Origin of the sequence: Leptolyngbya sp. PL-A3 (assembly GCF_039962325.1) — a bacterium.
Classification (GTDB): Bacteria; Cyanobacteriota; Cyanobacteriia; order Elainellales; family Elainellaceae; genus Vacuolonema.
This window is the reverse complement of record NZ_JAMPLB010000013.1, coordinates 110,683-131,679: the sequence shown is the minus strand read 5'-3', so window position 1 is coordinate 131,679 and position 20,997 is coordinate 110,683. Positions and strand designations below refer to the sequence as shown.

Here is a 20,997-nt window from a genome sequence, read left to right as displayed (position 1 = left end):
TTGCTGAAGGCGTTGTGAAATGGGGTGGAGAACCACAGTTTCCCACCCCATTTCACAACGCCTTCAGCAACGGGTTTAATCCAGATTGCGCCCGGTTAGTTCTACAAAGATGTCTTCCAGGTTGGAAGGACGTACCATCATGCCCGCCTTGTTGGGCTGATGGGTAAGATAGGCATCAGCATCCTGTAAGGTCGGGAAAAACTGGTATTCCCAGCGATCGCCCATCTGTTTCATCAGCAGGCCCTTGCCGTATTTCTCCCGCAATTCCTCCAGCGTCCCCAGCTCAATTAGCTTGCCGCTGTCCATCACACCAATGCGATTGGCAGGGCGATCGCCATCGAGGGGAGAGCCACACAGGTACTCAATCTCTTCCATATAATGAGTGGTCAGCAGAATCGTCATCCCCTGCTGATTCAGACCCTTGATAATTTCCCAAAGGCGACGACGGGTCTGAGGGTCGAGCCCCACCGTAGGTTCATCCAGAAAGAGAATGCGGGGTTCATGCAACAGGGCCCGGGCAATCTGCAAGCGACGCTTCATCCCGCCTGACAGGGTTTTAACCAAATCATCCCGCCGATCGGCCAGTTCTACATACTCCAACCAACGATCAATATCCTGCTGCCGCCGAGATTTGGGGATATGATGCATTCGACCGTGGAATTCCATGTTTTCCCACACGGTCAGGTCTACATCTACACTCATCTGCTGGAGCACCACGCCAATCTGCCGCTTTACCAGAAAGGGTTGGCGCACTACATCATAACCGGCGACCTGAATGCTGCCCTCACTGGGACGGGTCAGGGTCGTGATCATACGAATGGTGGTAGATTTTCCGGCACCGTTTGGCCCCAATAGCCCAAAAATTTCGCCAGGTTGGATGCTTAACGACAAACCATTCACAACAGGCGCATCACTATAAAACTTAGAAACGTTTTGAATGGCAACGGCAGCATCGGCCATAGAGCACTCCGGACAACAGAAAACGACAACTCCTTTACTTAAAGTAACATTACTCACATCTCGCACCTTTCTAAACCCAAAAGCCAGAAGGTGATTTTTTTGCTGCGTCGCGAAACCTGCCCCATCTCACCAGCCGAAATGGATGCGGTGCAGTACGAGCATCCTGGGGCTTACGCCCCATCGAAACAGAGTACAGCCAGCAATTCTCAGTATTATAGGCCTCAAAGCCAAGAGTTCACGCCCTACGGGCGTGAACTCTTGGCTTTGAGGCCCGAAAACCGCGCGCCTTTGGCGCGCGGTTTTCGGGCCTGATTTCAAAATGAGAATTGCTGGAGTACAGCACTTTTCAAGCGCTTAAAATCTGGTTGTTTTTGGGAGGGCCGCGCTCCCAAAAACAACCATGGCTAATTCAAGCGCAAAGCGCTGTAAAAGAAATAATAAATACGTACTATCCCTGAAAGCAGACAAGTGGTATAGTACCTGTGTACTAATGGGGACGAACGCCCCAGATAGTCACGAAGGAAGAACTATGACAATTGGTACCAGAACCCGCAGACCTCGGAAAGAGCCCTCAGTTGGCAATGGGACGGGCGATCGCATTCTAGCCCTTGATGCTGGCAATTACGACCTGAAATTTTACGATGGGATTGGCCACCCCAGAGCGATTCGGTCTGTTCGCTTCCAGTTGCCACAGGGGCGCGATTCGGTTAGTTTTTCCAATGCCTCTCCCCTCATTGAGCTACCCGACGGCAGCCGCTATCACTTCGGAGCCCAGGCTTATAAATATCGCCGTCAGCAGCAAACCGTCGTCGAAAACAAAGTCGAACTATCTCGGCTCCATCTCTACGCCTGCCTGGAACCCTGGAACGGCTCTACCGAGTTTGCCGTACAAGTTTTTGCCTCTACTCCCGATCCCGATCGCAACAGTGCTGCTATCCGCGAGCAACTGCTGGGGATGCACGAATTCCGCCGCAATGACCTGGATTATCGGGTGACGGTTACTCAGGTTGAGATCGAACGGGAAGGGATGGGTACGTACTACTATGCTCGTCAACTGGGTTTGGTCCCTGATAGTGGTTACACCATTGTGGTAGACATCGGTGGAGGCACGTGGCTAACCCGTCTGGTAGACGATGAAGGTGAGGTGATTGATGAAAATGTAATGGATCGTGGTGGTGCCTACGAGCTGGCTGTCTCCATCAGCTTCGATAAGCGTTTGACCAGCATTCTGGGCACCACCGCCGATCCAAGCCTTGTGATGGATGGCTTCCGCAACGGCCATAACTACGCGGATACGGGTCTCACCTGGGCACCCTGGCTGGATGAGCATCTGGAACCCTGGTTCAAAGGTATTTTCCAAACAGTACGTGCCCAGTACACGCCTTACATGCCCCGTGTGACACGATTCCTGGTGACGGGCGGCAGTACTCACCTCATTTCCGAACGATTGACTGGACGCAAACTCTTCACGGTGATGGGCGATCCTCAATTCGCCAATGTCCGTGGCTTGTACACGATGTCGAGTAATACGCAGTTATGTATAACGACCAAGTAAAAGACAACAAAGTGCGGCTGAGCCGTGATGTGCTGGATAAAGCGCAAATGATCGCTGATGAATGGGGGCTGAAAAATGCTCGCGCTGCGGTCGAGGCCGTCTTCCGGCGCTATGCAGACGAGTACATGGGGGGCACAGCAGGAACGCCTCATGGAGCGCAACGAGCGAATATGCTCTCACCGTCTCAACCCTCAGCCAACCAGTGGGTTGCGCCACCTAAGCCACAACCAACGGCGATCGCCAACAACTGTGAGGCCCTGGATGTCCTGGATGAACTGCTGGGAGCTTAGTCATTCACGACAGGGGTTTTGACAGGTTGCCGATTTTGCCGCGAAGAAGCGACGTGATGCAAGATGTCACGTCGCTTCTTAACGCTTGGCGATCGCCCTAAAACGTCACCTCTTCCATCACCGTCAGCCCTTCTAAGTAATGACGATCATCACTCAGGTGAGGAAATTTAATCTGGGACTCCAGCACACCGCGATCAATCATCCGTTGGCGAATCTGGTTAAAGCTACCGGGAGCTAAGATCCGTAGCCGAGGATCGGGAATGGGCTCTGGGCGGCGCAGGGCATAGGACGCATGAAGCTCCGCCAGGACTTCATCAAAGCGGTGGATGAATTTAGTCGGGTCTTCTAAGGTTGACCCTGGAGCCAGTTCAATGTTGACCTGATATCGGGGAGGAATTTCAGGGTCAGAGAGGGTGATGCAAAAGTTCTCCAGAGCAATGCCGAATTCTCGCTGGAGGGTTTGCATGGTTTGGATGGCGTGAAACTCAGTCGTCTTCTCTGTGGTGGAAGACAAGAGCCCACCCCGGCGGTGGCGGAACACAAAGATGGGGGCCGTGTTGTAGAAGCCCTCAACCTCCACCACATCGCCAATGTCGTAACGGTAGAACCCGTTAAGATTGCTGATCAAAATACGGTAGCGATCGCCCACCGTCACTTCATGGGGTAACAGTGTCTTCGGTTGTTCAGCTTCCCACTCCGACTCTGGTACAAATTCGTAAAAGCCGCTGTTAACCGCCAGGATGACGCCATCCGTACCAAAATCACGGTGTACCCCATAGGTTGCTTCCGCCGAAGAATAGGTGCCACCAAATACAGGGGTATCCGCAAAGTAATCCTTAAAGCGATTGATATAGAAGTTGGAAGTTCCCCCGCGAGCCGTGACGATAAAGGCCAGGTTGGGCCAGGCTCGATGAGGCACTAACCGCCCTTCCGCGTTAAGAATGTGGCGCAATTCTGCTGCTCGTCGAGGGTGGGGCCTCCACTGTCGCTCCAGCACTTCCCGCAGTTCGGGTTCCAGTTTCAACCAGGGTGCAAAGGTCCCGGTTTCCAAATCTTCGATTAGGCTTTCTGCATGGATTTCCAGGTGTTCGCAGAACGTGAGGGCATACACCGGAAAGGTTGCACTAACAATCCGTAAATTTGGATCGGTGAGTGCAAACAGAAGACAGAGGTAGTTGCGCGTCACGCTGTCGCCCGCCTTCATCACCTCAAAAGGATGAGCGAACACCTGCTGATAGATTGGCCCCATCAGATTGAGGTCGCTAACGCTGATCGGGCCATAGGGAATACCCTGGGGCGATCGCCCAAACGACCGTGCCGAGTTTGTAAACAGCATCTTGCCCAGGGGACGGCGATCGCGACGAGCCGCATGGGTACCAAACCCAACAGCCACCTGATTGGCATAGGATACAGCCCGTCGCGATCGTCGGGTAACCGGAATCAGTTTCTGCTTACCCGTTGACCCACTCGTCATGTTGAAGTAGATCGCCGGGTCTGGGGTCATGACATTCGCTTCACCCTGAAAGGCTCGCTGAATGTAGGATTCATAGTCGCTGTAACGGGAAACGGGCACCGCATCGCGAAAATCCTGCACAGACTGGAGTTTCGCAAAGCTATGGTGTTGCCCCAGTACAGTCTCTTGGTTGGCGTGGAGGAGCGATCGCAAGAATTTCACCTGCACGGCCTCAGTTTGATAGGTTTTGGCGATAAAATCTCGCCGTGCCTGAAGAGCGGCCTCCGCAATCAGACTCAGCAGAAGATTTGCCATGAATGCCTCCTACAAGCTTTCTTAAACAATACGCAACTCCCTACTCTACGGAGACGAGTACGGTGTGCAGCGCTACCGTGCACTTGAGTAGCCTCAACCGTATACATTCTGAGGATGCTCTTCTCCTTATCCTATAAATCTCAACATTTGCCAGTGCCGGTTGTGACACCTCCCATAGTGGAAGCGAGAGGGTGCCTACTTCATAGACGATCCGGTACCAGGCAAGATTATTTTTCTAACGTCAGGTCGGGTGGTGAGTAAAGCTACTGTTAAGAAGCAGAATTTTTGAAATAAAACTCTGCCATAAGGGCTTACTAATAAAGCTTACTCGGCTTAGGCGCACTAAGTCGTGTTTCAAATAGGTGGTTGGTTGTTGTGGAAGAGTTGTTTTATGTCCCTTCCACAACAACCAACCACCTATTCAGAACAGTACCGGCATATGGTCGATTGATGGCAGGGCCGCTTTGATCTGGACATTTAACTCGAATGGGTTTTATGTCTTCGGCTATTCCTGAATCTTTGGCTGTTCTTTAAAGTTTAGCTGATTCAGAACTCTCCCATTTTTCCGTCTTTTATTCAAACTCTGTAAGCAGCAACAACTCCACTCCCTTTAGACCAGCAAGGTCTATCTCCAGAAAACAGCGGAGCCCGTGTAGCTATTGATGCTTTTTCCTTGGGTGTCTTTCAGAATTTTTTAGAAGGGAAGCAAGATGCAGTTAATTGGTGATGAACAAAACAACGTTCTAACGGGTGGTCTTGAAAACGATACCCTGTTTGGACGCTTAGGGGATGATGAGTTGCTAGGCAACGAGGGCGTTGACCAGTTGTTTGGTGAAGAGGGCAACGATACCCTGCGAGGTGGTGCGGGGACTGATAGCCTCGACGGTGGCCTCAACAACGACATGCTATTTGGAGATGCCGGTAATGATACCCTCCGGGGCGGCGCAGGCGACGACACGCTAGAAGGGGGTTCTGACGTCAGTAACCCTTCCGAAGATGCAGGTAACGACCTCATGTCTGGAGACGATGGGAATGATCTGCTACTCGGCAACATTGGGAATGATACCCTCAATGGCGGCAATGGCAATGACATCCTGAAAGGTCGTTTAGGCAGCGATCAGTTGAGCGGTGATGCAGACGCCGATCTACTGGTGGGTGGTGGGGGTACTGACACCCTCAATGGTGGAACTGGCAATGATACTTTGTTTGGCGGTTTTGACCCTACGGATACGGTGGAATCCACAGGAACTGACAGCGCCAATTTCGTTGTAGGCGGGGATGGCGACGATCAGTTATTTGGAAGTACCGGTAATGACACGCTCCAGGCCGGTAACGACAACGATCGCCTGGAAGGGGCATTGGGTAACGACAGTCTCTTTGGGCAGAACGGGAACGACACACTGTTCGGTGGTGCAGGCGATGACACTCTAGAAGGCGGTTCTAACGGCAACGACGCGCTAGAAGCTAGCGGGGACGATTTGCTCTGGGGAGATGCCGGCAATGATGTTCTCTTAGGCAATGCCGGGCTTGATACCCTGCATGGCGGCGACGGCAACGACACGTTGGCATCAGCCGGTGCTAATGACCAACTCTATGGAGATGCGGGGAATGACAGCCTGTCGAGTGGAGTTGGAAACGATACGCTACTGGGAGGCCTGGACAACGATACCCTGGCAGGTGGCGATGGCAGCGATCGCCTAGAAGGCGGTGCAGGCATCGACTTTCTCTTTGGGCAGGCCGGAAATGACGTACTGCGGGGGGGTGTAGGCAACGATGTGCTAGAGGCCGGCTCTGATACCCAAAACATCCTGGAGGCAGCGGGCAATGACCTGCTGCAAGGGGAGGATGGCAATGATCAGCTTTTGGGGGATGCTGGAGCCGACACCCTGCAGGGTGGCATTGGCAACGATACATTGCTGGCTAGCCAGGGCAGCGACGCATTAGATGGCGGCGATGGCAGCGACTACCTTTATGGCGGAACCGGCAATGATGCTTTGAATGGCGGTGTTGGTAATGATTTTCTATTTGGGGAAATGGGCCCAGGGGGCAGCACAAGCGTTACGGGCAGCGACCTGTTACTGGGTGGCGATGGTAATGACCTGATCTATGGAGATGCCGGAGCCGATACCCTTCGGGGCGGCATTGGAATCGACCAAATGCACGGGGGGTTGGGCAATGACCTAATCTATGGAGATGCCGGATTCGACACCATTTTCGGCGATGGTGGTAACGATGTGGCGAGCGGAGATGTCGGGGATGACGCAATCCTCGGGGGAGACGGCTCTGATCGCTTAGATGGTGGCCTGGGCAACGATGGCCTCCAGGGAGATACCGGCAACGATACCCTCTTCGGCCGGGATGGGAATGATTTTCTTCTGGGGGGCGATGGTGCGGATAGCCTGGAGGGTGGGAATGACAGTGACCGCCTGGAGGGTGGAACTAGCTCAGATCGCCTGAATGGTGGCCTAGGCAATGACACCTTCCTGGGAGGAGCAGGCGGCGATGTGCTTGTAGGTGGTGCAGGGAAAGACCTGATCTATGGAGGACAGGGAGCCGATACCCTGACAGGTGGCTCTGGGCAGGATTGGTTTACCCTGGATGCCCCTCGGGCTGGGGTTGATCGCCTGATAGATTTTTCGGTAGCGGATGATGCGATTCAGGTCGTAGGAACATCCTTACAAGGAGGCCTACTATATAACGCTGCAATTAATCCAGACCAGTTTCGAATTGGAGCGAGGGCAGGCGATCGCAGCGATCGTTTCATCTACAACAACCGCACAGGGGCACTGTTCTTCGATGTAGATGGCACAGGAGCAACACAGCAGTTTCAGATTGCTCAGCTCGCAACAGGGTTAGCCATGACCAATCAAGACATCCTAATCGTGCTTGGGTAAGCGCTCAATATTTTGGGAGAAGCGGGCGGCAAAGCCGCTCGCTTCTCCCAAACCCTGGGTTTTAGAAGACGAACCAAGATGCGTGTATTACGCCTGCTGCAACTCGATCACATTGCCGTCAGGATCGCAGGTAAAGAGAGCCGCACGACCAGAAGCACTCATTTGAAACTCGTAGCCATAGTCTATTAGCTGGTTCTTAGCGGCATCCAGATCGGCAACTGCAAAGGCAAGATGGGCATTCCGCCCCAATTTTTCAGGGTTCTGAAGATCGTGGCTCAATCCATCGTGCTGAATCAGGTGCACCTGGCAACCACCAATCTCGTACCAGGCACCAGGAAACTTCAGAACGCGATCGACCTTGGGCAGACCCAGCACCGTCCCATAAAAATGCTCGGCTTTTTCTAAATCTGAGATCAGAATTGCGGCATGGAGGTAGCGTGCGATCTGCATGGTAGACCTGGGGTCATGAGGAGGACAAGATCGGCTGCTCAGCAGACAACCTCTTTTGTCCTATCACAAATAACGACTTACTGTGGGGCTGCACAGCCTTCTCGCAGACAAATCACCATCACAGACTTAATCGTGGCCTCTGGGCGATAATCCTGGGTTTCGTGGAAGCTACTCTCCTGCTCAGGGTAAACTCCTGCCTCGCTACCCGTGCCGGTGTAAAAGGCCAGGTTCGGAGAGGGATGGTTCTCAAAGCGCACGTACTCACGAGATTCGTTTTCGGTGTTGTAGGAGAGAGTGGCGTTGCCGTAGGCTCCCTCCGCATCCGCAATGGAGGAGCCAGGGCCAACTCCTTGATCGGTGCGGAAGCTAGAGTTATCCGTCAGAAGCCCCTGAACGGTATCGGTATCCTCAAAGGTATCCCCAGCTAGGTAGAGAATATAGAACTGAGTAGCATTGTCTTGGGAAACGGCGATCGCATCAAAGTCAACCATAAAGGGCGACTTCACCTCAAACGTAGCTCCCGGTAATGCCCGCTTCAAATCCCCCAGGGTCATCCCCAGTCGGGCCGCACCAATGGCTGTAGCGCTAATTTCTCGGGAAGTAGGGCTGGGTGTTGTGGAAGGAGAGGATGAGGGGGTCACGGTGGGTGAAGGGGTGGTCGTTGAAGCAGGAGGTGCTTCAGCAACAGGAGGCGTCGAGGTAGGGCACCCTCCCAGTAGCAGTAAGCTACCCAGGATCAAGCCACGCGAAAAAACAGGATGAAGCATTTGAAACACAGATAGAGGTGGTCTGGTACGGTGCCAATGGAGACAGGTAGAGCCAAGATCAGCCCTCACGAATTCCAAGTGTAATTCTGTCTCCCGAACTCAGACGAGAAATCCACACAAATGTGCCAGCTTGCTAGAACCCAGCGGTTGGATTAAGCCAACGCAAAATGGATGTTTGCAACCCATAAAAATCGCGGTTTACAGACTGGTTCACAAACTGGCCAAGGGCATCAAAGGGGGTAAATGCCGTGCCTGGTTGCCATTTCACATCTTGCCCCAGAGGCGTCAGGTGGTTTCCCGGCAAAATTTCTACAGCAGTCATTTCGGGGTAGCGCACCCGCAGAATATCGTGTAGGGGGCGAGTCTGATCAATGGTGTCGTTGGTAAACTTCAGCAAAAAATTACGCTGCACCTGATAGGAATCCGCAATCATTTGATTGGTCTCGTCGGGGGAGGGAGTGAACTCCACTTCGAGGTTCGGCATCAGGTCGGGGGCTAACTGCATGAACTGCGAGGCAAATTGGGAGAGCTGGGAGGTGAACTGATAGACCTGCTCCCCCATGGGCACGGCTTTACGAAATGAGTAGTTGTTGAATGAGATCAAGATATTTCCGGCTCGCTCTTGGGCAAATTGGCTGCCAATCAGGAGATGCAGCTTGCTCCCCATGCTGTGCCCCAGGCCATACACCGGTAGATAACGCTGACGGAGGTAGCGCGATCGCACCTCATTCAGCCCCCGATGGAAGGAAGCGAGCACTTGGCGGGCGATCGCCGTATGATCTAGCGTATTCACAAACGGGGTCGCGATGATCACGAAGCCCTGCCCCGCCAGGTACTCCAACAATGAGCGATACGACAGTTGGGGCGCTGTTGCGACAAACGCCCCGCCTAGAAAATGAATCACTGCCCGGGGCCGCGACGGCACCAAAACCCAATTCCCTGCAATCTCAGTCCAATCTGTCACTGCCATAAACCCCGTCTTGCCCAGGCAAGAGCTCAACCTCACACACTGTCCTAGAACCTCTTCATCCTAGATCGGGAAAGGTTAAAGTTGGGGAAACTCCCTTCAAACAATTGCTTCACCAGCATCTACCCCACGCAAGAGGCAAAAGACAGGGGAGCGAGGAAGCCGCCAAAATCTAGATCCTCCCTAAAAGACCGGTTGAGAAGTTAATTTTGCGTGCGCTACGCGCACGCAAAATTAACTTCTCAACAACGAGTAACTCGCCAGTTCACTCATCCACCTTTTTCCTGCCCATCCACCTAGCTATCCATTCACCTCCATGTCTCCTTGGCTCAACATCATTCTCGTCCTCAGCATCCTTCTAGGTTTAATGCTGAGCCTACGAGCATGGCAGCGATCGCAGTCCCCGAACCCAGAATTGGTGCGAAAGCTCGTTCACATTCCCATGGGGTTGATGACGCTAGCCTTCCCCTGGCTCTTTAATTCACCCTGGCCTGTCACCGTTCTGGGAGGGTTGGCGATCGCCTTCCTCCTCAGTCTGCGCTTTGTCCCCCTGCTGTCAAAAAACCTGGGAAGCGTTTTGGGAGGAGTCAAGCGGCGTTCTTGGGGAGAAGTTTATTTCACCTTTTCGATTGTGACGCTGTTCTGGTTGGCCGATGGCAGCCGGTTGCTGTTCACCATTCCCATGTTGATTCTGACGCTGGCTGATGCGATCGCAGCCCTGATCGGGGTTCGCTATGGCAAAACGCGCTACACCACAGCGGAGGGATTCAAGAGCGCAGAGGGTTCGCTGGCCTTTTTTATGGCGACCTTCTTTAGCGTGCATATTCCCCTGTTGCTAGTCACCCCTACCGGGCGAGCGGAGACCTTAGTGATCGCCATCATTATGGGATTGCTGGTGATGGTATTGGAGGCGATTTCCTGGCGGGGCATCGATAACCTATTTATCCCTCTGGGAAGCTTTGTTTTGCTGCGATCGCATCTCACCCTCGATTTGCCGGGGTTGTTGGCTCGGCTCGCTGCAACCGTGTTGCTGGTCATCCTGGTGATCCTGTGGCGGCGACGAACCACCCTGAATGACAGTGCCATCCTGGGGGCTGCCTTCATCGGCTACCTGGCCTGGTCTCTGGGTGGATTTCCCTGGTTACTGCCCCCCCTGATGCTATTTCTCACCTACCCCCTCTTTGTCCCGTGGATTGCTTCTCCTGAGAGCCATCAAGCTCGACGCTGGTTCTTGACGGAGTGGGGGCCGCAACCTGGCACGACCCATACGATGAGCATGGTATTGAGTGTGTGTGCCGGAGGTTTACTATGGTTGCTGCTATTTGGGCTGAGCGATCGCTCCAGCCTGCTTTATCCCTATACCCTTTCCTTTGCCGCCAATCTGGCCGTCGTCGGTGTCGCCGGGATCTTTCCACAGAACTATTGGAGCGTGCAAAATCGGCTGGCCATTATCGGCTATAGCATCAAGGCCTGGTTGCTGATTACCCTACCGATGATGCTGTTTTTTGGGTTTTCTCAAGTATCGGTCATGGGTTTTCTGGTGGCGCTCCCAGCTATTTTCTTGACGGCGATCGCCTTCTACTTTTGCCAACCCTGGCTGCGTCAGCAAAGCAGTGATAACCTTTCGAATTGTGGACGTGCCATGATTACGGTTTCTGGCTCCTGTATAGCCTGGCTTCCATTTCTTCTTAATAACCTGAGTGCGGGATAAGCGGAAACACTCTTAACCCAAACGGACTCACACAAGTTTGCTATACCCAGTGCATTTGCGTTGTGTGGTGTGCGTTGCACACCACACAACGCAAATGCAAAAGCCATGCCGAACTCAGGTTAAGCGGGTAGGCTCTATGTTGAAACGTTTTGAGATGCTGACCACTCTTTTATAGCGGCGTTTTCTTTTGTTTATTCCTCACATAAACAACTTGATTTCTTTGCTGAATCTCAAATGAATCAATTGCTTTAAATAAGCTAACTAGCTTTGCATAACCGTAGTTCTTCCATTTCAACATGCCTTTCTTTGCTATATAGCTACCAACTTCTCCTAGGTGCGACCAACCATCATTATCTATCGTATTAGACAATGCATCTCTCAGTGAATTCATTAATTTAGTATCTTGCTTCAGTTCCTGACCTGTTTTCTTCTTACTCTCAGAAACCTTCTTAACATCCTGTTTCGGTTCCTGGTTCGTTTGATGCTTTTCAGAAACCTTTGAGGAATCTTCGAAATTCACTGTTTGATTGACAGCATTTAAACGTAGAAATGTTGAACATGCCTTGATAAAGGATATAGGAGTTTTCTCTTCACCAAACCCATAGACCTTTAAACCGTTATCCAAAATCCGCATGACTAAAGGAGTGAAATCACAATCACTCGATACAATTGCAAAAGCATCTAACTGTTGTGTATAGAGAAGATCCATCGCATCGATGATCATTGCGGCATCAGTCGCATTTTTGCCCTTTGTGTAGTCAAATTGCTGAATCGGACGAATAGCATATTTCTGTAAACACTCTTCCCAAGGTTTTAAGGTAGGGTTCGTCCAGTTGCCATAGGCTCTACGAATATTAGTAACTCCATATTTAGCAAGTTCAGATAGGATCGTCCCAATTTTGGATGCAGGAGCATTATCTGCATCAATGAGCAGTGCAGTTTTTAGCTCTGACTGCGACATACTTAATTAAGAGTAGCGAGTAGTTAATTTCTAAGTTCCGATGAACGCGGCTATAAGTATGCCCAGGAGGAATAGGCAATCTAATACTTCATACAATTGCATGCTCAAAGATTCCGAAAGAAGTTGGGTACGCGCAAAACGCAACCTCTTTTGCAATTTTTAAGTAGCTCAACCCAATTCATCAAATTGACATATCACCTGCATATCTATTGGTTAGCATGGGGAATACTACCCTCAGAGGGTGAATCTGAGATCATGACCCCTATCGGGTCGCTAGCTTATTTGTACCTGCGATCGCACCGCTCACACTAGGAGTTGAACGACCCAGCGGCCATGAGTGACCTCCGCCGTTATTACGAAACTCTGGGCTTGCAGCCTGGGGCCTCCCTGACCGAGATTAAGACCGCCTATCGAGAGCTGGCGAAAATCTGGCACCCCGATCGCTTTGCGGGTGATGCCCAACGCAAGCAACAGGCTGAGGAAAAGATTAAGGCTATCAACGTTGCCTACGACTATTTAAGAGAACACCATCCTGGCGATACGAGTGGCAATGGCAAGGGTAATTCTCATGGAGATGGCAACGCTGAACATACCTCTCAGGCCGCCTCCACGCGTTCTTCCTCGTCGTCGTATGCTGCCAGTCGGCCACCGGCAAAACCTCATGTGGCCAGTCGAGGCGGCGGGGCTGAAGCAGCCTACCAGCGAGGGGCCGAGTGTGCCAACGTGGGCAATTATCCAGAGGCGATCGAGTACTTCAGTATGGCAATTCGGCTCAACCCAGATTATGCCGAAGCCTATCGCCACCGGGGATTTGTCTATTCCGTGATGGGCCTGGAGTTAGGAGCCGAGTCGGATCTGCGACGGGCCAAAGAACTGGATATGATGCAGGCATCCCAGCCTAAACGCCCTGCTCCGTCTTCCGATCCCTTTGTCACACCGACAACGCCACAGCCTGCGGCGACAAACACAGCACCGCCTCAGAATCTCGAACGGTGGGACTGCATTCAAACCCTGACGGAAACTGCAGCAGGTCTAACCTGTATCGTCCCCAGCCCCGATGGTCGAGTGCTGGCGGTCGGTGGACAAGACCAACTGATTTGGCTCTGGAATCTTAAGCAGAAGAATGTATTTGGTACCTTTGCGGGACACTCCGGCACTCCTTTGGCCCTGGCATACAGCTCCGATGGGCAACTGCTAGCCAGCGGTGGCGAAGACTGCATGGTAAAGCTCTGGCACCCGAAAACGGGAAATCTCATTCGTACGCTGGTCGGCCACGGGGGCTGGGTTACAGCCGTCGCCTTCACCCGCGATCGCCACACCCTCATCAGCGCCAGCCAGGACGGCACTCTACAGCTTTGGAACTTGAGCCAGGGCGAACGTCGCCAGACCCTACGCGATCATCGGGCTTGTATCTGGGCCATGCAACTCAGTTCGGATAGCGCCCTGCTTTATTCCGCTGGGGAAGACGCCACCGTCATGGTCCATCATGGCAAAACGGGAGAACTGCTACGGAGCTTTGGCCAACAGGAGGCGACCATTCGGGCGATCGCCCTCAGCCCTGATGGGCGCACCCTGGCTACAGGCAATACCGATGGGCTGGTTCACCTATGGAAGGTTGCCGATGGTCATCTGACTCAAACCTTTGAGAGCAATGGCCCCGTCCATCATCTCCAGTTCAGCCCTAGTGGTCGCACTATTGCCAGCATCGGCCCCAATCCTGAAATTCTGTTGTGGGATGTGCCTGGAAAGCGGCTGCGTACTCGCTTGAAAGAGCATGAGAAAGTGGTAACGGCGATCGCCTGGGCATCTGATGGCTACACGCTAATCAGTGGCAGCCTCGATAGCACATTAAAATTCTGGCAACCCATTAATTCCTGACGTCTCTGTTACTCAACCCCTTATCGCAATGATTGATTCCGATAACTCCTCAGCCAAGAAGTGGACGTGGAATATTCCATCCCTTTTACAACAAGCCCCTGTAAAACACGGACTACTCTCCGCTGGGATGTTACTCGCGGCACTTATTGCAGGTAATGTGCTCAACGTACAGGCGGAACGGGTGGCCCAGCGTTGGACTCAGGGCTTGAAGTATGCAGATGCATCGTCTTTCACCCCCAATTCTGCATCAAGCACAGACAATGACAAGCCCTCATCCACGACCAACGACAAAGCGAACTTAAACCTTTACTTAAATTCTTTTAAGAACAGCACCCCGGCTGAGCGCGATCGCATTCAAGTGCAACTGGCACAAATTGAACGTCGGGCCAGGGCTTATGCTCGTATTAGCATCTTTTTCTATACCCGATTGTTTGCAGCGATCGCCCTCGCTTCTGCCACCGGAATTGTTACGGCTGTCAGTCTCTTCTACATCAGCAAGGTTGGTTGGGATAAAGCGAATAATTACGTCATTAATATTTTTGTCATTAGCTCGTCAATCACAATTTTTGTGGGCGCGTTTCCCATCATTTTCCAACAGGAAAATAACGTCACAAATAATGCGCGTCTTTATATGAGCTACCTGGATTTAGAAAATCAAATCCTCACCGCTCTCGCCACTCAAAAGAACGACCAGGGACAACTCATCGATCTACGAACCATTATGGTCAGCACAGATCAGAAGATGGCAGAACTCAACGTCGAATCCATCGGCTTTGATCCCGATGCCATTCCTCGCAGTGCTGATATTTTTCAACAACTAGAGTCCGGCCAATGACCGTTTTAGAGCAGTCGTTTCTGCCGCCCCAAAGCTTTAAACCTGGGCAAAGCTCATGCGACTGAGAAAGGCCCGAAGGCGATCGCTCTTCGGGTTCTTCAACACTTCACGGGGAGGGCCTTCTTCTTCGACCTGGCCTTCATTAAGGAAGAACACCCGACGAGCAACCTCCTGGGCAAATTGCATTTCGTGGGTGACGACCACCATCGTCATGCCTTCATCGGCTAGCTGCTTCATCACCATCAGCACCTCACCCACCAACTCAGGATCAAGGGCACTGGTCGGCTCATCGAATAGCATGATGCGGGGTTTCATACAGAGGGAACGGGCGATCGCCACCCGTTGCTTTTGCCCACCAGAAAGCTGATCGGGATATGAATCTGCTTTTTCCGCCAAGCCCACCTTATCGAGATAGAACCGCGCTAAGCGAACACTTTCTACTTTGCTTTCGCCTAAAACCTTTTGGGGGGCCAGGGTGAGGTTTTCTAAAACAGACAGATGAGGAAACAAGTTGAACTGTTGAAATACCATCCCAACCTTTGCCCGTAGCTCCCGCAACTCACTGGGCCCCATCCGCGAATTAGACAGGTCAATGCCATTCACTATCAGGCTACCGCCATTAATGCGCTCCAGCCGGTTAAAGCAGCGTAGCAGCGTACTTTTGCCGCAGCCTGAGGAGCCAATAATAGCGACTACTTCGCCTTGTTGAATCTGCCCACTGACCCCTTTCAGAACCCGCAGATGACCAAAGCTTTTTTCTAGGTTGTCAAAGTTAATCGCAGGCGAGGCATCCATCATAACGGTTATGGACAGACAGGTTGATCGCAATATACACCCTCTGCCCTATAAATCAATGAGCCTGTAATGCTATTTTGCGCTGGCCTATAGTCAGGGGCAATCGATTCTAAAAAGATCCTTAGAATGGCTGGGTTGTTACGAATCTTGAATAGAAAACTCGCTAAAATAATGGGCCTTTGGTCAGACGTAGCCTCAAGCTCTTTTTAGCTATGGTTTTGATAGCACGTCACCGTACCAAATCTTCCCCTTTTATAATCCGTTCAGAGCAAATTCGCAACCCAGTATTTATGCTAAATCTCTTAAAACGATCGACGTTGTTACGCCGCCTCATTCCTGGGCTATTGAGCTTTGCCCTGGTTGTTACGATGGCTGCATGCAATAACAACCAGGAGGCAGCCGAGGGCGGCGCATCCTCCTCCGGTGGCGACGCTGCTGTCTTGAAAGTGGCGACCGAGCCTGCCTTCGCACCGTTTGAAGCGCAAGCATCAGATGGCACTCTAGAAGGCTTTGACATCGATTTGATGAGAGCCATTGGAGAAGCAGCCGGATTTACCGTCGAGTTTTCAAGCCTGCCTTTTGATGGCATTATTCCTGCTCTGCAGGGGGGAACAGTGGATGCCGCCATTAGCAGCATGACCATTACACCCGAACGGGCAAAAACGGTCGATTTTTCACGGCCTTACTTTAAAGCTGGATTGGCGATCGCCGTTCAAGCCAACAATAACGATGTTACCTCTCTTGAAAGCCTGGAAGGAAAGCGCATTGCCGTTCAGATTGGCACGACGGGAGCTAACACAGCTAACCAAATTCCGGGTTCTCAGGTGCGCACCTTTGATTCGGCTCCTCTCGCGTTGCAAGAACTCGCTAACGGGAATGTGGATGCAGTCATTAACGATGCTCCTGTAACGCTCTATGCCATTAAGAGCGGTAATCTGAACTCATTGAAGGTCGTAGGCCAACTGCTGACAGAGGAGTATTACGGCATTCCTATGCCTAAAAACTCCCCTAACCTGGAACGGATCAATCAGGGCTTGAATACCGTTCTGACCAATGGCAAGTACGCCGAAATCTACAAGAAATGGTTTGGGACTGAACCGCCTGAACTACCAGAAACCGCCCCGGCGTTGCAAGGGTAATACGTGTGCTGGTTCATTCAAGTGCAACGTTAGCGGCCATTAACCCAGTTTTGCCTAGTTTATAGCCACAGTGAGCACAGAGCGGTGTGAGGGACTAAAGTGCCTCACACCGTCTTGCTTCATTGCCTGTTATATCTTGTTCAACATGCTCATCATTTTGCTGAAGACCTTGATTTTGCGAGCGTGTCGCGCCTGTACAATCAGAGGCTTGAGAAAAATGGCGAAGGTATTGCTTATTGAATTGGTATTAGAAACTTGTTTGAAACAAACTAACAACAGCTTTGAAACAGCATTCACACAGCGCTATATTGAGAGCAATTTTGATAGGCGTGTCAGGTATCATCCACCACTTCATGTTTATCAAAATGCAATCAGCCCTCGTCCATTGAGCCAAATGCTGTCCTAGGCCCACAGTTTGTGTCCTGGCGATCGCACCTCTGCTCATTATCACCTTTGCATTGGCTGAGCCAACCTGTGAGGTAACTGTGCAAGACTTTTTTCAGACCATTGTTAGGGCACTGCCAAACCTGTTATTGGGGGCTGGAGTCACCCTGGTTTTAACCGCAGTAGCGATCGTTCTGGGCATGACCCTGGGAACGTTCATCGGCATTGCCCGCCTCTCTCCCATTCCAGCCATACGCTGGATTACTCGTGCCTACGTCGATTTCTTTCGAGGAACCCCACTCCTCGTCCAGATTTTCTGGATTTACTTTGGCTTCCCAGCCCTGTCAAATTCCCTGGGGATTAAGTTCACGATGAATCAGTGGACTGCGGCAATTCTGGCATTAACCCTGAACAGTGCCGCTTACCTGGCAGAAATCATTCGTGCCGGAATTCAATCCATTGAGATCGGTCAACGGGAAGCTTCAGAATCCCTGGGTTTGGGAGCAAACCAAACGATGCGCTATGTCATTTTTCCCCAGGCATTTCGGCGCATGATCCCACCCATCGGTAATGAGTTCATTACGCTACTTAAAGACACCAGCCTGGTTGCGGTTATCGGTCTAGAAGAAACGTTTCGTCGGGGACAGTTGATTGTGGCCCAAACCTATCAGGCGTTCGAAGTTTACACAGCCGTCGCCTTGATCTATCTATTGCTAACATCTCTGTCCTCCCAATTCTTCACATTTTTAGAAAAGCGAATGGATCCCGTAGAACGGGCACGCCGCAAAGCCGTGAGTCCTCCCCTCAGAGCGCAAGCCGAGTAATCATGCGTGCTATGGATGAATGGGGTGTGGAGTAAAGGGCATACCTTACTCCACACTCCATTTAAACGTCTGGGGTGCGCTTTAAAGCTCGCTGAAAGGTTGTTTTTTGCGCGTCGTGCACGGAAAAACAACTTATGGAAAAGGCCCTACTTTTACACCCTATCCAAAACGACCTGGTTGGGAATAATGACCGTGAATGTTGTTTCGCCCCAATCAGACTTCGCATCAATACGACCACCCATATGCTCGACAAGCCGTTGAACCAGTGCTAAGCCTAAACCTGTCCCCCCCTGCTTCCAGGGATCCGCGTTCGGAATTCGGTAGAACTTATCAAAGATACGTGGCAACTCATGGGCCGGAATTTCAACCCCCGAATTGCTCAGAGAAAACTGCATTTGCCCTGTATAGGATTGCACCTGAAGCGTCATTGTCTCGCCAGGAGGCGTGTATTTACAGGCATTATTGAGCAGCTCGCTGATGACCCGCTCCAAACTGGCAATATCAGCCACCAACGGGGGTAAGTCTTGTGTAGGCAAATGCAGGTTCAGGGTTTGCTGCCGAACCTGAGCGCGAGCTTGAAACGGTTTAATCAGTTGGTTTAGCCAAACTTCGGGGTGTACAGTCTGCAAATTGAGTACCCTTTCCCCTGAGACCAGGCGTTGTAAGTCGAGCAAGTCGTTGATTAAGTCAATTTCTCGCTGACACTCCCCTTGCAAAATTTGGAGATACCGCTCCACCTTCTGCCGATTCCCATTCAGCGGCTCCCCCTGGGTTAACGCAATGTCTAACATACGAATCGACAACTTCATGTTCGAAACGGGGGTGCGGAGCTCATGGGAAACAGTGCTCAAGAAGTCATCCTTGAGCCAGTTCACCTTTTCTAAAGCTTTGACCTGGGCCTGGGCTGCATCGTAAAGCCGAGCCTGGCGGAGAGCGATCGCACACTGCGTCGCCACCTGCTCCACCAAACGAATCTCCAACGTATTGAAACCGTCATCTGAGGAACGAAATAGCCACAGATCCCCCAAAACACCCCGATCATCAAAAATAGGATAGGCCAGCACTGTAGCAGAACCCCGTTGGGCACCCGAGTTAATCAAACAAACCTGTAGGGGCTGACCTGATAGCAACTGCTGGTATCCTTCCGGAAAATCTGCCATTCGCACCGTCTGATGCAAGATGGAGGGTAATGAGGTTGTGTGCTCAGCACAAATAGTAGAGGTATTTTCATTCAGGTCGTATAAACCTGTATTACAGGTAGCGACCTTTAGTCCATCGGCCAGCTCTTTGACGACTCCTGCCAAGATATGCTGCTCATCCAGGCTGTCACGGACGCGATCGGTAATACGTTTTAGTAGGGCTTCAAATGCAAGGGATTGCTGTAAGGCTTCCTGAGCTTTCTGACGAGCAACGATTTCATCCTGTAAAACACGATTGGACTCAGCTAGTTCAGCAGTGCGTTCGTTAACACGATTTTCAAGCTCATCATGAGCATTTTTGAGCTTTTGCTCTGATTTTCGCAGCTCCGCAGCAGACTGCTCAGCTTCCATTTGAGCTTCCATTTGAGCCTGCGTCACACCAAACAAAATTAGACTAATGATGGTACCGCCGATAGCAACGTAGGGAAGCAAGCTAATGCTGGATGTTGCATCAAAGGTGGGACGAGAGCTATAGGTAATTGTCCATGGGCGACCGGCAATATCAATCGTACTAGTGGCAACAAATCGAGGCCGATAGTTGGATTTATCAGGGGGATGATGGGATTGAGATTGATGCAACAACGCCTCGGGGTTGGGCTCAGTGCCATCGTAAATCTGAAGATCAATTAAGGAATCAGGCTCTGACCCAAAAATTCCTTTCATCAGGTCATCGGCCCGAAACGCGCTATAAACGAACCCTTTCAACTCATAGCGCCGCTCAGCAACAGTGTCAGGGATGGCTCCTCCCTGATAAACCGGCACATAAATTAGGAAACCGGCCTGCTTCTGTTCATCAATTTCCTGAACCAGGGTTACCCTACCGGAGGCTGTTGCAAGCCCCCTATCGCGTGCCTGTTCCATAGCCATGCGCCGTGTTGGCTCGGTAAACATATCGTAGCCAAGGGCTGCCTGATTACGGCGATCAAGAGGTTCAATGTAGATAATCGGAAAGTACTCCGAGCGTTCAAAATTGGGACGAAGGGCAAAGGGTTGCATCCCCTCAATTTGCAGGGATGCAGTAATCTGGCCACGCTCTGCTGAAGAATAGCGTTGGGTATAACCAATTCCCTGAACCCCTGAGTAATGCTTAGTTAATAGAAGCCGATCAACATAGTTTTGAAATTGCTGACGATTAACGCTGTCATTTGCAGAGAATAAACCTGCTCCTCCCCGAAGCATTACGACATAAGTTTCCAAACGACTTTCAATACTATTCTCTGCCCGCTGCATTAAATATTGAAATCGAATTTGGTCTTTATCTTTTGCAGACTCTTCCACGTAGATTGTTGCCAAAGCTGTTAGTGCCAGTGTTCCAGAAAGAACAAAATAGGGAATCCACCGACGATATGGCTGAACAATTTGGAGTAGCCAATTCTTTCTCATAAAGAGTTTTCAATAACCCTTAGAACAAGGGAAAAAACTGAGGTTTATGCCTCGGGCCTCAAGCTCCTATTATGGTTTAACAGGCTGAATAGTAGATGTATAAAAAGATGGAACTCTGGCTCCATAACTCAATAGGCGCAGGTATCTTCGTTTGCATTGGAAGAAGAATGTGCAGCACAAGCTGCACGGAGAGAGTCAACCTGTTAAGTGTTATAAGGTGCATCCCACCTCATATCA

The 20,997-nt window shown here is 51.3% G+C and carries 14 protein-coding genes and 2 pseudogenes; 8 read left to right on the top strand and 8 right to left on the bottom strand.

Features of this window, described 5'->3' with window-relative positions; genetic code table 11:
* Positions 1–75 precede the first annotated feature (75 nt).
* The gene (locus tag NDI52_RS12640; protein WP_190773470.1) at positions 76–960 is read right to left on the bottom strand and encodes an ABC transporter ATP-binding protein; all 885 of its coding nucleotides are present in this window, start codon (positions 958–960) and stop codon (positions 76–78) included.
* 529 nt (positions 961–1,489) lie between these two features.
* Here NDI52_RS12640 and NDI52_RS12635 point away from each other — a divergent pair.
* Complete coding sequence (locus NDI52_RS12635; protein ID WP_190773471.1) at positions 1,490–2,515, top strand: ParM/StbA family protein; 1,026 nt, start codon at positions 1,490–1,492, stop codon at positions 2,513–2,515.
* Positions 2,497–2,805, top strand: a complete 309-nt coding sequence (locus NDI52_RS12630; RefSeq protein ID WP_190773472.1) for a hypothetical protein — start codon at positions 2,497–2,499, stop codon at positions 2,803–2,805. Before NDI52_RS12635 ends, NDI52_RS12630 begins: the two co-directional genes overlap by 19 nt.
* 97 nt (positions 2,806–2,902) lie before the next feature.
* Here the strand turns inward: NDI52_RS12630 and NDI52_RS12625 are convergent, their stop codons facing one another.
* Positions 2,903–4,573, bottom strand: coding sequence for a GH3 auxin-responsive promoter family protein (locus NDI52_RS12625; protein WP_190773473.1), 1,671 nt, complete (start codon positions 4,571–4,573; stop codon positions 2,903–2,905).
* A gap of 710 nt (positions 4,574–5,283) precedes the next feature.
* Between NDI52_RS12625 and NDI52_RS12620 the strand changes: the two genes are divergently transcribed.
* Complete coding sequence (locus NDI52_RS12620; protein WP_190773474.1) at positions 5,284–7,467, top strand: calcium-binding protein; 2,184 nt, start codon at positions 5,284–5,286, stop codon at positions 7,465–7,467.
* 87 nt (positions 7,468–7,554) lie between these two features.
* Here the strand turns inward: NDI52_RS12620 and NDI52_RS12615 are convergent, their stop codons facing one another.
* From NDI52_RS12615 to NDI52_RS12605, 3 genes are all read right to left on the bottom strand, one after another.
* Positions 7,555–7,917, bottom strand: coding sequence for a VOC family protein (locus NDI52_RS12615; RefSeq protein WP_190773475.1), 363 nt, complete (start codon positions 7,915–7,917; stop codon positions 7,555–7,557).
* Positions 7,918–7,994: 77 nt separating this feature from the next.
* Positions 7,995–8,684 carry a hypothetical protein gene (locus NDI52_RS12610; protein ID WP_199307784.1) on the bottom strand — a complete coding sequence of 230 codons (690 nt, stop codon included), beginning with the start codon at positions 8,682–8,684 and terminating at the stop codon, positions 7,995–7,997.
* Positions 8,685–8,817: 133 nt separating this feature from the next.
* A complete protein-coding gene (locus NDI52_RS12605; RefSeq protein ID WP_190773476.1) occupies positions 8,818–9,654 on the bottom strand; it encodes a DUF1350 family protein in 837 nt (278 codons plus the stop codon).
* 313 nt (positions 9,655–9,967) lie between these two features.
* Here NDI52_RS12605 and NDI52_RS12600 point away from each other — a divergent pair, with 313 nt between their 5' ends.
* Positions 9,968–11,362 carry a hypothetical protein gene (locus NDI52_RS12600; protein WP_190773477.1) on the top strand — a complete coding sequence of 465 codons (1,395 nt, stop codon included), beginning with the start codon at positions 9,968–9,970 and terminating at the stop codon, positions 11,360–11,362.
* 169 nt (positions 11,363–11,531) lie between these two features.
* Here NDI52_RS12600 and NDI52_RS12595 read toward each other — a convergent pair whose 3' ends face one another.
* Positions 11,532–12,323, bottom strand: coding sequence for an NYN domain-containing protein (locus NDI52_RS12595; RefSeq protein ID WP_190773478.1), 792 nt, complete (start codon positions 12,321–12,323; stop codon positions 11,532–11,534).
* A 333-nt stretch (positions 12,324–12,656) separates the two neighbouring features.
* Between NDI52_RS12595 and NDI52_RS12590 the strand changes: the two genes are divergently transcribed.
* Both NDI52_RS12590 and NDI52_RS12585 read left to right on the top strand, forming a co-directional pair.
* Positions 12,657–14,201 carry a DnaJ domain-containing protein gene (locus tag NDI52_RS12590; RefSeq protein ID WP_190773479.1) on the top strand — a complete coding sequence of 515 codons (1,545 nt, stop codon included), beginning with the start codon at positions 12,657–12,659 and terminating at the stop codon, positions 14,199–14,201.
* 28 nt (positions 14,202–14,229) lie between these two features.
* A complete protein-coding gene (locus NDI52_RS12585) occupies positions 14,230–15,036 on the top strand; it encodes a hypothetical protein (protein ID WP_190773480.1) in 807 nt (268 codons plus the stop codon).
* A gap of 36 nt (positions 15,037–15,072) precedes the next feature.
* Here the strand turns inward: NDI52_RS12585 and NDI52_RS12580 are convergent, their stop codons facing one another.
* Positions 15,073–15,834 carry an amino acid ABC transporter ATP-binding protein gene (locus NDI52_RS12580; RefSeq protein ID WP_277874383.1) on the bottom strand — a complete coding sequence of 254 codons (762 nt, stop codon included), beginning with the start codon at positions 15,832–15,834 and terminating at the stop codon, positions 15,073–15,075.
* Positions 15,835–16,121: 287 nt separating this feature from the next.
* Here NDI52_RS12580 and NDI52_RS12575 point away from each other — a divergent pair.
* Positions 16,122–16,946, top strand: a pseudogene (locus NDI52_RS12575) (basic amino acid ABC transporter substrate-binding protein); the annotation flags it as partial.
* A 530-nt stretch (positions 16,947–17,476) separates the two neighbouring features.
* Positions 17,477–18,178 (top strand): annotated as a pseudogene (locus NDI52_RS12570) (amino acid ABC transporter permease); the annotation flags it as partial.
* Between the two features lie 152 nt (positions 18,179–18,330).
* Here the strand turns inward: NDI52_RS12570 and NDI52_RS12565 are convergent.
* Entirely contained in the window at positions 18,331–20,760 is a 2,430-nt protein-coding gene (locus NDI52_RS12565) for a CHASE domain-containing protein (RefSeq protein WP_199307783.1), read from the bottom strand.
* Positions 20,761–20,997: the final 237 nt, after the last annotated feature.

Bases quoted from the DNA above. Each gene is read 5' to 3' on its own strand.
- NDI52_RS12640 (WP_190773470.1), bottom strand. From the start codon at position 960: ATGGCCGATGCTGCCGTTGCCATTCAAAACGTTTCTAAGTTTTATAGT.
- NDI52_RS12635 (WP_190773471.1), top strand. From the start codon at position 1,490: ATGACAATTGGTACCAGAACCCGCAGACCTCGGAAAGAGCCCTCAGTT.
- NDI52_RS12630 (WP_190773472.1), top strand. From the start codon at position 2,497: ATGTATAACGACCAAGTAAAAGACAACAAAGTGCGGCTGAGCCGTGAT.
- NDI52_RS12625 (WP_190773473.1), bottom strand. From the start codon at position 4,573: ATGGCAAATCTTCTGCTGAGTCTGATTGCGGAGGCCGCTCTTCAGGCA.
- NDI52_RS12620 (WP_190773474.1), top strand. From the start codon at position 5,284: ATGCAGTTAATTGGTGATGAACAAAACAACGTTCTAACGGGTGGTCTT.
- NDI52_RS12615 (WP_190773475.1), bottom strand. From the start codon at position 7,917: ATGCAGATCGCACGCTACCTCCATGCCGCAATTCTGATCTCAGATTTA.
- NDI52_RS12610 (WP_199307784.1), bottom strand. From the start codon at position 8,684: ATGCTTCATCCTGTTTTTTCGCGTGGCTTGATCCTGGGTAGCTTACTG.
- NDI52_RS12605 (WP_190773476.1), bottom strand. From the start codon at position 9,654: ATGGCAGTGACAGATTGGACTGAGATTGCAGGGAATTGGGTTTTGGTG.
- NDI52_RS12600 (WP_190773477.1), top strand. From the start codon at position 9,968: ATGTCTCCTTGGCTCAACATCATTCTCGTCCTCAGCATCCTTCTAGGT.
- NDI52_RS12595 (WP_190773478.1), bottom strand. From the start codon at position 12,323: ATGTCGCAGTCAGAGCTAAAAACTGCACTGCTCATTGATGCAGATAAT.
- NDI52_RS12590 (WP_190773479.1), top strand. From the start codon at position 12,657: ATGAGTGACCTCCGCCGTTATTACGAAACTCTGGGCTTGCAGCCTGGG.
- NDI52_RS12585 (WP_190773480.1), top strand. From the start codon at position 14,230: ATGATTGATTCCGATAACTCCTCAGCCAAGAAGTGGACGTGGAATATT.
- NDI52_RS12580 (WP_277874383.1), bottom strand. From the start codon at position 15,834: ATGATGGATGCCTCGCCTGCGATTAACTTTGACAACCTAGAAAAAAGC.
- NDI52_RS12565 (WP_199307783.1), bottom strand. From the start codon at position 20,760: ATGAGAAAGAATTGGCTACTCCAAATTGTTCAGCCATATCGTCGGTGG.